Source organism: Nodosilinea sp. LEGE 07088 (assembly GCF_015207395.1).
GTDB lineage: Bacteria > Cyanobacteriota > Cyanobacteriia > Phormidesmidales > Phormidesmidaceae > Nodosilinea.
In genome coordinates, this window is the sequence record NZ_JADEWX010000158.1 from 1 (window position 1) to 13,934 (window position 13,934).

At 53.5% G+C, this 13,934-nt stretch carries 15 protein-coding genes and 1 pseudogene; 10 read left to right on the forward strand and 6 right to left on the reverse strand.

Annotated elements, in window-relative coordinates:
• Positions 1 to 51 precede the first annotated feature (51 nt).
• From IQ254_RS24495 to IQ254_RS24510, 4 genes are all read left to right on the forward strand, one after another.
• Positions 52 to 495 carry an EamA family transporter gene (locus tag IQ254_RS24495; RefSeq protein WP_193968776.1) on the forward strand — a complete coding sequence of 148 codons (444 nt, stop codon included), beginning with the start codon at positions 52 to 54 and terminating at the stop codon, positions 493 to 495.
• Between the two features lie 237 nt (positions 496 to 732).
• Positions 733 to 1,443, forward strand: coding sequence for a J domain-containing protein (locus tag IQ254_RS24500; RefSeq protein WP_193968777.1), 711 nt, complete (start codon positions 733 to 735; stop codon positions 1,441 to 1,443).
• Between the two features lie 60 nt (positions 1,444 to 1,503).
• Positions 1,504 to 2,469: an RluA family pseudouridine synthase gene (locus IQ254_RS24505; protein ID WP_193968778.1), complete on the forward strand. Its 966-nt coding sequence runs from the start codon at positions 1,504 to 1,506 to the stop codon at positions 2,467 to 2,469.
• Positions 2,470 to 2,940: 471 nt separating this feature from the next.
• Positions 2,941 to 3,108, forward strand: coding sequence for a hypothetical protein (locus tag IQ254_RS24510; protein ID WP_193968779.1), 168 nt, complete (start codon positions 2,941 to 2,943; stop codon positions 3,106 to 3,108).
• 36 nt (positions 3,109 to 3,144) lie between these two features.
• Here the strand turns inward: IQ254_RS24510 and IQ254_RS24515 are convergent, their stop codons facing one another.
• Both IQ254_RS24515 and IQ254_RS24520 read right to left on the reverse strand, forming a co-directional pair.
• Positions 3,145 to 4,158: a hypothetical protein gene (locus IQ254_RS24515; RefSeq protein ID WP_193968780.1), complete on the reverse strand. Its 1,014-nt coding sequence runs from the start codon at positions 4,156 to 4,158 to the stop codon at positions 3,145 to 3,147.
• A 199-nt stretch (positions 4,159 to 4,357) separates the two neighbouring features.
• On the reverse strand, positions 4,358 to 4,969 hold the full coding sequence (locus IQ254_RS24520; RefSeq protein WP_193968781.1) for a toll/interleukin-1 receptor domain-containing protein: 612 nt from the start codon (positions 4,967 to 4,969) through the stop codon (positions 4,358 to 4,360).
• Positions 4,970 to 5,476: 507 nt separating this feature from the next.
• Here IQ254_RS24520 and IQ254_RS24525 point away from each other — a divergent pair.
• Complete coding sequence (locus IQ254_RS24525) at positions 5,477 to 5,908, forward strand: pentapeptide repeat-containing protein (protein ID WP_193968782.1); 432 nt, start codon at positions 5,477 to 5,479, stop codon at positions 5,906 to 5,908.
• Between the two features lie 96 nt (positions 5,909 to 6,004).
• Here IQ254_RS24525 and nblS read toward each other — a convergent pair whose 3' ends face one another.
• The 3 genes from nblS to IQ254_RS24540 form a co-directional block, all read right to left on the reverse strand.
• Complete coding sequence (gene nblS / locus IQ254_RS24530) at positions 6,005 to 8,002, reverse strand: two-component system sensor histidine kinase NblS (RefSeq protein ID WP_193968783.1); 1,998 nt, start codon at positions 8,000 to 8,002, stop codon at positions 6,005 to 6,007.
• 73 nt (positions 8,003 to 8,075) lie between these two features.
• Positions 8,076 to 8,417: a hypothetical protein gene (locus tag IQ254_RS24535; RefSeq protein WP_193968784.1), complete on the reverse strand. Its 342-nt coding sequence runs from the start codon at positions 8,415 to 8,417 to the stop codon at positions 8,076 to 8,078.
• Between the two features lie 301 nt (positions 8,418 to 8,718).
• Positions 8,719 to 8,952 carry a photosystem II protein, Psb35-related gene (locus tag IQ254_RS24540; protein WP_193968785.1) on the reverse strand — a complete coding sequence of 78 codons (234 nt, stop codon included), beginning with the start codon at positions 8,950 to 8,952 and terminating at the stop codon, positions 8,719 to 8,721.
• Between the two features lie 452 nt (positions 8,953 to 9,404).
• Between IQ254_RS24540 and IQ254_RS24545 the strand changes: the two genes are divergently transcribed.
• Complete coding sequence (locus tag IQ254_RS24545) at positions 9,405 to 9,974, forward strand: pentapeptide repeat-containing protein (protein WP_193968786.1); 570 nt, start codon at positions 9,405 to 9,407, stop codon at positions 9,972 to 9,974.
• 94 nt (positions 9,975 to 10,068) lie between these two features.
• On the opposite strand, the gene IQ254_RS24550 is transcribed toward IQ254_RS24545, so the two are convergent.
• Complete coding sequence (locus IQ254_RS24550) at positions 10,069 to 10,800, reverse strand: MlaE family lipid ABC transporter permease subunit (RefSeq protein WP_193968789.1); 732 nt, start codon at positions 10,798 to 10,800, stop codon at positions 10,069 to 10,071.
• Between the two features lie 697 nt (positions 10,801 to 11,497).
• On the opposite strand from IQ254_RS24550, the gene IQ254_RS24555 reads away from it, so the two are divergent.
• The 4 genes and pseudogenes from IQ254_RS24555 to IQ254_RS24570 form a co-directional block, all read left to right on the forward strand.
• Positions 11,498 to 12,511, forward strand: a complete 1,014-nt coding sequence (locus IQ254_RS24555; RefSeq protein WP_193968787.1) for a hypothetical protein — start codon at positions 11,498 to 11,500, stop codon at positions 12,509 to 12,511.
• 43 nt (positions 12,512 to 12,554) lie between these two features.
• A complete protein-coding gene (locus IQ254_RS24560; RefSeq protein WP_193968788.1) occupies positions 12,555 to 12,968 on the forward strand; it encodes a hypothetical protein in 414 nt (137 codons plus the stop codon).
• Positions 12,931 to 13,500, forward strand: coding sequence for a hypothetical protein (locus tag IQ254_RS24565; RefSeq protein WP_228041060.1), 570 nt, complete (start codon positions 12,931 to 12,933; stop codon positions 13,498 to 13,500). Before IQ254_RS24560 ends, IQ254_RS24565 begins: the two co-directional genes overlap by 38 nt.
• A 65-nt stretch (positions 13,501 to 13,565) precedes the next feature.
• Positions 13,566 to 13,934 (forward strand): annotated as a pseudogene (locus IQ254_RS24570) (hypothetical protein); the annotation flags it as partial.

A 13,934-nucleotide genomic window follows, 5' to 3' on the forward strand; every position in this document is an offset into this window, starting at 1 on the left:
AGATTGCCGGGCAGATGTTTGATAACGAATATGACCTGGCCATGACCGTCATTGAGGGCATGGAGGCACGTAGTAGAACCGGAGATTACCCACTGGAACGTTTTATATTTAATTGCGCCTAGCTACTTACCCTCTCTGGTCATTGCTGCTGGCAGCCTGGTGGGGGCCTCGCTGGTGCTGCTGCCGCTATTGCCCTTGACGATGCCTAGAACATTGCCGTCGCCCCAAAGTATAGCGGCGGTGATCGCCCTGGCATTGCTGTCCACCGCCCTGGCCTACCTGCTGTACTTTCGCCTGATTGCGTACCTGGGTTCCACCCGGGCACTCACCGTAGGCTACTTGATCCCTCTGTTTGCCATGGGCTGGGGCGTATTATGGCTGGGGGAATCGGTCACAGCGGCCATGGGGCTGGGCGGTGGGCTGGTGCTGCTGGGTACTGCGATCGCCAACCGACCCACCAAGCTGCCGTCTGTGTCTCCTAAACCGTCTGCCTGAAATACAGCCTTATTCATGTTGCTTAAGTACAGTCCAAAGGGAACGGGGAGTAGGTGATAGGGAACAGAGTGTGCTTGTTTCACTTGCACACCGCCATATAGACCGTGGGTAGCGCCACTGGATGGGTCTTTTTCTGTGGATTTAGACCACGCCTAACTCACGCTACCGCTCCCCCGCTCCCCCTCTCCCCCTCTCCTTGCCCTACCCTTCCCTGCGCACCTCCTCTAAAATGTCTCTATGCCACCAGAGACTCACTACCAAACGCTAGAAGTTCACGAGACGGCGACCCAGGCGGAAATCAAGCGCGCCTATCGTCGGCTAGCCAAGCAGTTTCACCCCGATAGCCAGACTACCCAGGCGTCTCACGATCGCATTGCCCGGCTCAACACCGCCTATGAGGTGATTGGCGACCCGTCGCGGCGAACGGTATATGACCAGCAGCGCCAGGGCGTGGCGGTAGCTGACCCAACCGAGAGTGCCGCCAACCGGGCCAAGCGCACCGCCGATGCCCAACAGGTTTACCGCCATGCCCGGGCGGCCACCCAGTCTTCGGAGGCCCGAGAAGATGCCTGGTTGAAGCTGGTTTACGCCCCGGTCGATCGACTGCTGGGCAAAATCATGTCGCCGCTCAAGACAGAGATTCGCAAGCTCGCGGCTGACCCCTTCGACGATGAGTTAATGGAGGGGTTCATGGCGTATCTCGAACAAGGGCGCAGTTGGCTAGAGCAGGCCCAGAGCAAGTTTCATTCCATGGCGAACCCGGCCAGTACCGTGGGGGTGGCGACCGATGTCTACCACTGTCTGGGTCTGCTGGAAGATGGGCTAGACGAGCTAGAACGCTTCACCATGAGCTACGAGGAAAGCTATATTCACACGGGGGAAGAGCTGTTTCGACGGGTGAAGCAGATTCGGGCAGAGGCAAAAGAAAAGATAAAACTACTGGTATAAGGTGTCTCTACCGTAGGGTGCCGCCGCGCAGCGATGCACCATCCTGAGGGCTTTGCACATATGCAACCAACCACGAATCAAGGGTGGGTCTACACCGATCGCATCACCCCCACAGATGCTGGCCTCCCGGTGCTCGAGTTCTACGCTACCCGCTATCGTCACTCTAGTCGGGCCGCCTGGTGCGATCGCATCACATCTGGCCAAATTCGCCAGAATGGCCACCCCATGTCTCCTGACGATCGCCTTCAGGCAGGGCAAACCCTGGCCTATCATCGCCCGCCCTGGCAGGAGCCGGAGGCCCCGCTGGGGTTTGCGGTGCTGTATGAGGATGATGACGTGATGGCGATCGCCAAGCCTGCGGGCCTGCCCGTGCTGCCGGGTGGCAACTTTCTCACCCATACGCTGCTGCACCAGCTGAAACTGTGCTACCCAGAGAATACGCCAGTGCCCGTGCATCGGCTAGGGCGGGGTACCTCGGGGGTAATGGTGCTGGGGCGATCGACTCTGGCCCGCTCTGTGCTCAGTCGCCAGCTGCGCGACTCTACGGCTGCGGTTTGCGCTCCCCAGGCCCCGCACCCAATTCGCAAGACCTACCGGGCGCTGGTGGGGCCTAGCGACCTGCCGGATACCTTTACGATCACGACGCCCATCGGCAAGGTCGATCATCCCGTGCTGGGCTACGTGTATGCCGCCAACCCGGCAGGGTTGCCAGCCTATAGCGATGGCAGGGTGCTGCGCCGTTCGCCCGACTCTACCCTGGTAGAGGTCACCATTCGCACCGGCAGGCCCCACCAAATTCGCATTCACCTAGCCGCCGCCGGATTTCCGCTGCTGGGCGACCCGCTCTACGGTGTCGGTGGAGTGCCCCTGGAGACCGAAATGTCTATAAACGGTGAGATTCCAGTGCCGGGGGATATTGGTTACCATCTCCACGCTTATCGCCTAGAGCTAAAACATCCCAGGACTCAGGAGACTCTGGAGATAATCAGTCAGCCTCCAAAGGTTCTGGCAGACCATCGGGGTTGAGCTAAGCCTCTGCTTCCATACGAATGCTTTGAAACAATGCAGGGCAAGGTCTTGCCAATTTTATAATTCAAATGTACTATTTTGTTGTGGTTCAAATGAACTATAGGGTGCGTCACCAGGTTTTCCCTAATTTCTGTTGTTGCCACAAGGAAAATTGCCATTATGAGCCCTTTTTCAAGAGCCAGAGAGGCCTCAGACGATAACCAAGATCGAGGCTGTAGCACAGATGCTTCAGTCAGAAAAACTACAGATTCCTATGATCGTCGGGCTGACGAGGCCGATGCTACCCTGCGAGATAAGCAATCAAGCGATCGAGCATCTTGCAGGAGATCTTGACTGTCTTCGAAAGTTAGCTGTTAGGACATCCTAATTAAAGCTTTGATAAAGAGAGCCGATCGGGGAACTTTACCTCCTGATTAGTTCTCTTTTTTTGGTATAGGGAATCGGCATTTAGTTTTGGAGCCGATACCAATGTGCCTTGATGATTGCCTTGACGAAGCTCGGAAACTTAGAGCTCAAGGATGTAATAATGATGAAATTTTAGAAATTTTGAGGAAATATTGCAAGCATGCCAATGAAGCAGACCGTGCACTAAAAGCACTGCAAAAAGAAGAGCGAGAAAGGTTTAAGTCAAAATAGTTTTGAGGTGAAATTGAGTCTATGTGAGCCAAGATATCACTCTTGCTCGTAGAAGGGGAGCTGAGAAATTAAATAATCGATGCACTCATTAGCGAGTTTCCTGCTGGCTTGATCAAATCGTTCATTTAAATTTTTGTCAATGGTTTCCTTTATTAAGGAGAATGCTGTTTCATAGACTTGGTAGTCAAATACTAAAGGAATATCTGGAGAGTCAAGTATATCGTGCCTGCCCCACTTTAGGCAGTGAGAAATCTGCTCTAAAAATTGATATATGGAAAAGCAAAAATAGCTAACCTTTTTGGCATCAACGCTGTTTTTTATGTCTGGAAAGGCTTTCAGCGCATCATGGCCATAGCGCTTTGATAGCACTTTGCGATTTTTGTCAATCCATACAGCAATTCCGGCTGATTCTTCAAGCTCTCGAATAAGATTTTCTATGATTCTGAGCTCACTTTCTTTACAATCTTTTTCTTGGAGAATTTTTTCTATAACTTTAGGATCTAGCAATTTTTCGCCTTCGATTCTAAGAAGCTCTATCTTCTTAATTAGATTTTCTTTGCCTTCTTCTAAAAGAACTTTGGCGGCAGAATGAAGCTTTTTAAGTCTTTGATCGAACTCATTTAAGAAATTTACTTCCTGTTTCAGATCTGTGAATGCATAACGCTGTTTTTCATTTAAATATCCTTTTTTCTCGAGATCATTTATTATCTCTAAGTCGAGATTTACTTTTTTAATCTGCTCAGAATCTATGCTCAAGGTCTCTAGAGGTTGTCTTTTTAGGTGCTTGATTATCATTCCATTAGTTGCATCATTGGCATCCCTAATAGCAGCAACCAAGGTATCAACGGTATCTCGATCTAGGCTTTTATTATTAATTATGTCCCCAATATGTATATCGGAAGCTTGTTCTATGGTGACACCATACTTGCCAAGCTGAATCACGACTTTGTCGGGGTTTTCAATCAATTCACGTTTAAGCTTCTGTATAGCCTCTTTGCTTAAACTATTATCAAAATTATTAGAGCTATCATGAGATTCTGATTTTTCCATGTTGCACCTCTGGATTGTCAGAGAAGTACGGATGTAGCCAAAGCCGAACTTCTAATTTCTTATTTACAACCAGAAAAGTCGAAGCTATTGTAAGCTTTTCTCGCAAGTTTTCAAAGATTTTAAGGATATTATTTATATGTAAAATTGTGATAGAAGATCGAAGCTAAAAGAATTCAGACGCAATCAAAGAGCAACGCAATTAGTCTCTGTAGTCATCGCCGATTCGAAAGTTTTGAGCTTTATCGATCTTAGTGTTGTTCTTCCCAAGCTGATAGGTGACATTATTGCCTGATCCGGCTACGTTGCCGTCTCCTGTTATTAAGATGCTCCTTTCTGCATTGCCGCCAACAGAAATATTGCGATCGCTGGTCTCTTTGCCCTGCTGAGATTTCTCAGGTGGTGGCCGAGTGCTGTCTTTATCAACCAGAAACGGGGCCAGATCGCGAAACAGCGAAATGATGCCCATCACATAGTCTTGCTCAGTGCTGAGATTGTGATAGTGGAGGTGTCTGAGCCCATCTGGTACCTCACAGGGCATCATCAGCAATGGAATCACAAGCTTTTCGAGGGTGAGGGCGTTTTCCCATTCCCATTCCACATTCTTAGAAGCTACGGCGGCAGGGGTGAGTAAGACCACCACCACATCTACAGCCCGAAGTGCAGCTCGAAGCTGATCTTTCCAGGCTTGGCCACCCTGCATGTCTTCAATATCTCGCCAGACCTGAAACCCTGCTCGCTCTAACTCGGCCCGCAGGCGAGTCGCGGAGACTTGGCCATCTTTGCGGGCGTGAGACAGAAAAATAGTAGGCATAGGGACTCGCCTATTAAGGATCCTTCGTGTGTTCTAATGTCTTATCTCGGTCTCAGGGAAAACACGGATCACCGTTAAGGTAGCATGTAACTCACTCAAAGACTGCTTAGGTCAGGAGTTTTTGATTTTCTCTTACAGAAAATGCATTGATGCGACCTCTTCACCGGGGAAGTTACACCATCAGCAGTTGCTCGGCCTGGCTCAACCCATACCTTAGATATCGTTTCATTAACGGTACGGTAATCCTGACATACCGCGTTCCATTTGGGGCTACGATCGAGCTATGGCCGAGGTGCAAGACCTATCTTTCTACCGATGGCAGAGGCCGATATCACCGATACGGTAGAAGGGCAGCTGAGGTCATCACCGCTGTAGCTTTGTCAGTCCGATTGCGTTTGCCAGCGAAGCGATCGCAAGTCGGCGTGGCGATCGCAGGCTGCTGTTGCCGACCCTGTTGGTCATGGAACCAGGGTGCTGGCCTATCGACTCACAACGGAGGTTACCTCCATGAAACGTTCTCTTTTGTTTGGAGCCGCTGTCATTGCTCCCTTGGTCTTTACCCTGCCCGCCCAGGCCGAAAACCCGGCCCACGTGCAGCAGTTGTTAGACACAAACCTGTGTCAGGGGTGTGACCTATCGGGCGCAGACTTAACCCAGGCCCATCTGATTGGGGCCGATCTGCGCGACGCCGATCTGCAAGGAGCCACCCTGGTTGAAGCCAACCTCGAAGGAGCCGATCTCAGCCGAGCCGATTTGACCGGTGCCAATCTGTCACGCGCTTTTTTGACCAACGCGCTGCTGGCCGATGCCACGCTCGACTGGGCCAACCTGACCGATGCCAGCCTCTACTTTGCCGATGTAACTGGGGCATCGCTGCTCAACGCCGACCTGACTGGGGCCGAGATTGTCGGCACCCCTATTAGTGTGGGTGGCGACTAAGAGCTAGTACCGAAAGGCAGAAGGCAGAACGGGAACCCCAGGTCTCATAAGGGTTTCCGCGTGAGTAAACAGCTGGGTCATTTCCGCCTCAGAGTACTAGTTAAGGTCAATGGTTTTGCCTTGGGTAGAGCTAGCTAAGGCAACGGTAAGGTCTTGCTCAGCCGAGTCAGCGGTCGCCTTGGTGGCGTCAATGGTAATGGTCTCAGGTTGATAGGCCGCCACATCAAACCAGAAGGTGGTACCAACGCCTACTTCGCTGACTAAATGCACCTGGCTACTGTGCTTTTCAATGATGTTTTTCACAATCGAGAGCCCCAGGCCAGTGCCCTCTAAGGTGTGTACTCGATTCTCGACTCGAAAGAAGCGATCGAAAATAGCCTGTTGGTCTTCAGGGGCAATGCCAATGCCTGTGTCCGAAATTTCTATCCGAATAAAGCCCCTCTGGCCGGGGCCGTCTCCCGGCGGCACGATCTGGTGGGCGCGCAGCATCACCTGGCCACCGGGTTCAGTAAACTTGAGCGCATTGCCGACCAAATTGCTAAACACCTGGAGCAGCAAATCGTAGTTGCCCATTACTGGCTGTAGGTTAGGCTCTACGTCTTGCAGCAGTTCAATTTGCTTATCACGGGCGTTGAGGCGATGGGTACGCAGGGTCTGCTCAATCGGTTGAATGATATCTACCGCTTCAATCGGATACTGACGGCTCGACTCCAGCCTCGACAGGTCGAGCACGTCGTTGACCAAGCGCGTTAGTCGGTCGGTTTCATGGTTGGCGGTTTCCAGAAATTCCTTGCGTTCACCGTCACTGAGGTCTTCGCCGTATTCATGCAGGGTTTCGATGAATGACTTGATATTAAATAGGGGCGTGCGCAGCTCATGGGAAACATTGCTGATGAACTGGGCCTTAGCCTCATTGAGGGCCACCTCGCGGGTAATATCTTGAATCGTGATGGCCAGCCCTTTGACATTTTCTTTGGCCTGGTCAAGTACGGTGTTGAGCAAGATGCGCAGGGTGCGATTACTCGGTTCGGGAATGAGTACTCGAAATTCCATGGTTTCGGCCTCGCCTTTGACCGCCTGAAACAGCGGTCGGGTGAGCTGCAATCGCACGGGCGTTGGAAAGTGCTCCAAAATGTTTTCGCCATCTAGGCTGTGCTGATCCCAGCCGAAGATACGGCGAGCCGTGGGGTTCACCAGCACTGCGTGCATGTTGCTGTCGAGCAAAATAGCGCCATCGGCGATGGTTGACACCAGGGTTTCCAGCTTGGCTTTTTCGGCGGTGAGTTCTTCGATGTTTTGCTCTTCGTAGCGCTCTAGGCGCTCGGCCATGTCGTTGAAGCTGTAGATCAGCTCGCCCAGTTCTCCCCCCAGGGGTAGGTTAATGCGCTGGTTGAAGTTGCCAGCGGCGATGTTTTTGACCCCCTGCACGAGTTCTTTAATGGGCTGAGTAATGGTCAGGGCATTGAAGACCGCGCCTAAAATCACCATCACCCAGATCGAGACAAAGACGGCAATGGTGACATCGCGGGTCAGATGTGACGAGGCCACCACTGTGGGGTTAGGGTTAATGCCCAGGGCCAGAACGCCCAGATGGGTGCCGTTGTAGTTAAGCGGCACAAAGACATCGGTGACTTCGCCCGCAGGGGTGCGATGCTGGCGTACCAGCGGGCGATCGGTATTGTGGGCGTAGCCTTCGGGCAGCTGCATCCGCCGCCGCAGCGTAAGGGAGCTTTGTACCGAGGCCTCAGAGAACGGAATGCCGAAGAAGATGTCGCCATTTTCATCGGCATAGAGCATGTAGCGCACGCTGGAGGTGCTTTGGTAAAAACTGTAGGAAAATCGGGCTAGCTCGGTGCGATCGGCTTCGTTAACGAGGGGGGCCACATTGGCGGCCAGCAGTAGGCCCAGGTCGCGGGCAAACCGAGTATCGTTGAGCCGGGCATCCATCTGAATGGTATTGACGGCCCAGAACGTTAGCGCGCTGGTAATGAGCGACACCACCAACGTTGCCCCAGCCATTAGCCGGGTTTGTAGGGTGAAGTCGCCCCACCAGCGCAGGAAGATATCGCGGATTTTAGCTAGGAGACTGATCAACGGACGAAAATAAAGAAATTATATTAAATTCAGTCTTCATTCTGGCACGTTCTTCCTAACTTAGCTCTGGGGCTTAACCGTCGAATAGGGTTTCAAACTCGTGGCGCAGGCAGTCGTAATTGACGACTCGGGCCACGAGCAGGTTTTGGTCGCCCACGGCGGCAAACTGCTTTCTCCAGTGGCTCACGTCTTTTTCTTGACTGAGCCAAAAGCTGACGATTGTACCGACGATCGCATCCCAATCCCAATCGGGTTTGCGGTGTACGGCCTCGGTGGCTTTGATAAAGGCATCGAGGGTACAGCAGTAGCTGCCCAAATAGGCCTGACTGCGATCGCGCTTGGTCTCGAGCCGCTGCTGGTGATTAAAAAACTGCAGCACTGGGGCAATACCAATAATGTCAAAGCTATAGCTCATGGTTCAAAGCAGGAATCATGGATTGGAGAACAGCCGCGGGAACCGTGCTGCCAGCGATGATCAACCACAATTAACGTCAGTACAGCGTAGGTAAGTTAGCCAATATTCTAGACAGTTCTCCAGAGCAAGTTGTTCTCTGACAACGGTTTAAGAGTTTTTTCACTAATGGTAGCCATGGCACTAGACCCCAAGGGCTAAGCAGCCAGCAACCCAAAAAAACGCCGCCCTCTAGTGAAGGCGGCGAGATGGTTGTTTAGATGAGATTGTTCAGTCAGTCAGGGAACGCCTCAATGGAGTCAATCTACTGATCAGAGAGAGCTTGGCTAGAGAAGGCGTCGCCACCGTAGGCGGGGATGCGATCGCTAAAGTCGGTAGATTTGCCTGTGACAGAGTTGGCCAACTGGTCGAAGGATTTAGAGTTCCAGTTGCGCTCGTGGATGGGCTTAGTTTGCTCACCACGGAAATAGGCCTGGGTACCAATTAGCGCTACGGCAACCCAACCCACAACAAACAGAGAAATAAGTAGAGCAAGCATCGGTGAACCTCCAGTTCAAAAATTTGACCGCGGCAAAACGCGCTGCCGTCGAAGCATAGAGGCATAGCTCTTGTTCAAAGCCCACGCCCACGCATTTCGCTATGTAAATAAATGTAACTCAAATGTAACAAAGTGTCAAGTTAAGTTGCGATCTCTCTGTGCCAATGGTAAGCATTCTGGAGCATTTAGCGTTCTCTGGCTTCTACAGGAGTGATGTCGATGTCTCAACGGGGTGCTTGGCCCAGCTCACTCTTCGTATTTCAGGATACAAATATTAAAACTGCTGCCGTAGCTAAAGCTGAAGAGCCCCTTAGGATGGTAGTAGGGATGATGTAAAACCTTTGCAGGCGGCAGCCCAGAGCCTATAGGGTTGATACAGTCATAGCGTCTACTGCGCGATCGCATTTCAGCTTCAGGTTCTCGTCTTCGTCAAGCCTCGATTAGGCGTGCCCATGGTTTCCTATACCCGTTATTCCCTAGAAATGCTGACCCAGCAGTTTAGCCGAGGGCAGCTCAAATTTCGGCACCTTGACCTCCGCAACCTTTCCTTAGAGGGGGCTCGGCTGCCGTTTGTAGAATTTATTGAATGCAACATGCAGGGGCTCAATCTAGCTGGGGCGTTTATGCCCGGCGGCGTGTTTACCTTCAGCAACCTGCGCAGAAGCAAGCTGAACTGGGCCAACCTCATTGGTGCTGACTTGTTTCGGGCCGATCTATCATCGGCGCAAATCAACCGAGCCATAATCTCCGGGGCCAATTTAACCGGGGCCAATTTGCAGGGGGCCAGTCTAAGAGAGGCCGTACTGAGTGGTAGTGACCTGCGTGGGGCAAACCTACAGCGGGCTAATCTACGCGGAGCCAACCTGAGTCACGCCAATCTACAAGGGGCTGACCTGCGTTACGCCGATATCACCAACACCAACCTCGACGAAGCCAATCTGTTGGGGGCGATGATGCCCGATAGCACCTACGTAGACTATCGCTTTATCATGCTGCCCGCCGGCTCTGAAAGCGGGGCATAAATAGTCTGGCTCCTGAGCTATGCCCTTTGCTCAGCCTCCTTCTGTACGGTTCTAGCCCTCTAGCTTCTAGGCCCTAGAGCGATGGGCACAATCGCTAGTGCAAAGCCACCCCGGTACCGCCAAACAGCAGCAACGACAGAAAAAAATCAACCACAAACAGCCCCACCCAGGTCGTCACCACGGCGGAGGTGGCGGCTCGTCCCACCGACCGACTACAGGTAGTTGTCATGCCCCAGGTACAACCCGCCAAGGCGACAATGGCCCCAAATAAGACTGATTTGATGATCACGGCAATGAGGTCGGTGAGCATCATCAGCGATCGCACAGAGTCTAAAAACTGACCTGGGGGCATGTGATATAAGAGAAACGCGATCCCCACCCCTCCGGCCAAACCTAGAACTAACCCCATCACCGTCAGTACCGGTAGCATGACGCAACAGGCGACCACCCGAGGTACCACCAGATAATCGATCGGGTCAGTGCGTAACAACTTGAGAGCATCGAGTTGATCGGTCACTTTCATGCAGCCAATTTCGGCGGCGTAGGCGGTGCCCACCTGGCCCGCCATAATGGCCGCGGTGAGGATAGGGGCCAGCTCACGACAAAATGCCATGGCAAACGCGCCACCTAGAGCTTGGATAGCCCCAAATCGCTCCAGCTCGCGAGCCGTTTGAATCGTAAAAATCATGCCAGCAAACAGGTTGATCAGCAGCACTGGAGTCAGCGTAAACGGCCCGGCTGCCACCATCTGTTCCACGGTGCGTTGGCGATTGACGCCGCTGCGCAAAATGCGCATGATGACCTGCCCGCCTAAAAAACAGGCCATGACAATGTGAAAAGGACAAGACCTAGGCTTAATGGCTGTCGAAGGTCTGAGGTTAGGAGATGGCCGACAATCGGCATTGCCCAAATCTGACAGACGCGGGTCGGGCCCCAGGATCTTGTTGTAAGCCTTAACCATGGCGACAGCTCGTAGGTGGGTTAAACGGGTGAGATGGCTGTTGGAAGGTTTCCCGTTTTGGGGCAAAGGTCATTACTTAGAGTTAGACGGTAGTAACCGCTAAAAAGTCTCTAGTCCTCGGTATTAACACAGCTTAACTAGACCCTATTCCGGTCTTTTAGAGACGTATCTGGGGGCTAGCCGAGGGTTGGATGATTTCCTAGAGCTTTAACAAATTTACAGAATTTTACGATAACCAAGGGTTTTCTCCAGATAGTTTTCAGTTTTTAGACTGCAGCCGTACTGGAGATACCAATCCAGTACGAGGCCTACAGCAGGAGGTTGGGAGCAAGCCCTGGCCGTGGCATGACGGCGGCGCAGGGCGAGGATTTAAACGGGCAAACCACAGCTAATGGGACAAAAATAGTACAAGAGCAGTACAAAATGCCCAAGATATGATACATTTGTACTATAAGTGCCTCAGCTCCCTCGAGTTCGAGCATCTGTGCAGGCCGATTTTGGCTCTGCGACGGCGATAACGGTCTGTGGTCTACTTTTACCCTCCGCTAAGGAGTACTGCGCGATGGATTTACAAAGCATTAAAACTAAGTTAATTCAGACGGTTAATACCTTGAACCAAAGCGATGCCGGAGTGCAGGTCGATTGGGCTGGTGGGCCGCAGTTGCCTGTTTCGCCACGGCTATCTAACCCATCGCAGAGTCTGGCTACGGAGATGCGGCCTGGGGTAGAGTTTGCTGCTGCTGTGGATGTTTTGCAGCGACGAACTGGGCCAGGGGGCATGGCTGATCGGCCAGTCGGTGGAGGTGTTCCAGGGGTAGCTCAGGCCACACCTGCTGTGGTTTATCTCCGCCGTCTTAGGGTCATAGCCGATAAGATCAACCATTTATCAGCGGAGCAAGAGCTGGCGATCGCGGAGCTGCGATCGCTCCAAGCGCACCTGGCTCAGGTCAGTTCCCAGGGGCAGGCTACGGTTACCCCGGTGCTGGATTTGAATCGGGCGGCCCTGGCGGCGGCAGAGGTAGATTCTTGGGGCAACATTTTGCTGGCCTACCGCACGCTGGCGCCAGAGAGAGCCCCGGAGCCGACGACCGGTATGGGGCAGGGGAGTCACAGCTCCCAGGGTGGCGACTCCCGAGTGGCGGGCCGAGCCCACAGCTACAGCGCAGCTTCATCGCCATCGGCGGGGGGGCAGAGCCTGGTGGCCGATATCTTATCGCTTGGGCAAGAACCCCTGGCATTACTGTCTGCTCTCGGCAGCAGCGTTAAGCACCTTGCCCTTGGTCTCACCCACATGGTTGCGCCTCGTTCGTTTCAGCGTCGGCCTCCACAGCGGAGTAGGGCGTCGCTGTCGCTGGTAGACGCGGTGCTATGGCTGGGGGGCGGTGTGATTGGTCGGCTGGCGCTGAATTTATTGCTGACTGCATTTCCAGCCCTGTGGTCAGTGGCTATGGTGGCCATTACCGCCGTCACGGCCTCTGCCCTTTACCGGGCTACCCTAGCCCCTCAGCTTAACTTTGGCCCTGCTCTGCGGGTGGGGTTGCTGGTGTTAGGGCTCTTTGTAGGCGGCCAAATCTAAGGTGTTTAGCAAGTGTGGGTACTGATTTAAACGGAGGCAGGTTATGGTTTCAACCCATCAGTCTAGAAACGGTGGAGCGCTGGCAACAGCCAAACCCTTTATTGCCACAGGGTTGGTGATAGCCATTGGCATTATGGCGGTTGATGGCCAAGGTCTGCGCCGTTGGCTATCAACCGCGCGGCCAAAAGCGACTCCCGGATGCGAAAAAATTGTGCAGAGTAATGCCCAGCTCAGCCGCGAACAGTTGGCCAAGCTGCTGGTAGTGCCTGAGCGAGATCCCAAAGAAAATGTCCGCCAGATTGTCGCTGAGCCCTACTGTAGCTTGCCCCAGCTACAGGTGCGATCGGGGGTCGTGTCCGAGCGCGAAGCCTACCCCATGGCCTGGGATCCTGCCGTTCAGTTAGTAATTTTGTACGAAAATGATGAGTACGCTGGCTACCGGTTTCGGTTTCAGTAGCCTGTTTTCGGTGTTGAGTAACCCTGGCCAGGGGCGATCGCGATTGGCCATGAGCCCAGGCGTTTGGCGCTGGATGGGTGGCAGCCTGGCGATCTTGCTGCTGGGCTTAGGGGGGTGTGGTGGTCTCACGTCGGCAGTGCCCCGGCAGATTGTGCTGAAGCAGTCTTGGGAAATTGAATCGGGCGATCGCGTAGCCGGGCAGTTGGTGACGGGCAGCCTGGGCGATATCTCAGTGCAGCTGCGGGGCACCCGTCTGCGGGCTCCCTTTGCTGGCCAGGTGGAACTGGCTTCCAAGGGGTTTCACTGTATTTATTTTTCCAGTCCTGAGGTGCCCGCCTACCTCTTTCGCTATTGCGGGGTGCGCCACCCCCAAATCGGCCCGCTACAGGCCGGTGAGATCATGGGTCGCGGCCAGAATATCCACTTCGCTACCCTGCGACGTCAGCCCGACGGTGCCTGGGCGATTGTCGAGCCCTCCGATCGCGTCTTGGAGCGATCGCTTAACCAACCGACTTCGACCCTGGGTTTTTAGCGTTTGATTTTAGCCTGAGCGGTCTTTATTTTGAGCCTACGTTGTTGCCCCTACTGAGTTGCCCCATGAAACTAAACCCGACCTTGCTGGCCGCCAGTTCTCTGCTGGCACTTTGGGGAGCATCTCCCGCCCGTGCCGACGATGGCATTTTGTCCTTTGAGCTGGCTGAGCCGCAATGGGCTGAGCAGGAGATGATGCCCGAGGCCGTAGCCGTAGCTCCTGCTCCTGACCTTGCTAATCAACCACTGCCCATCCCCGCTAGCGCGGCCAACCCGCCCATGCGCTACCACTCACCCCAGCAATTGCCCGCTGGAGTGTATCGCCGCGCTGTGGCCGTAGCCCTCAACGAGGCGACCTCGGCAACGGCACTGCTGCCGCCCGCCCCACCTGCTCCGGCAGCCATTGGTTTAGTCGTCGCTACGACCGCTACGACC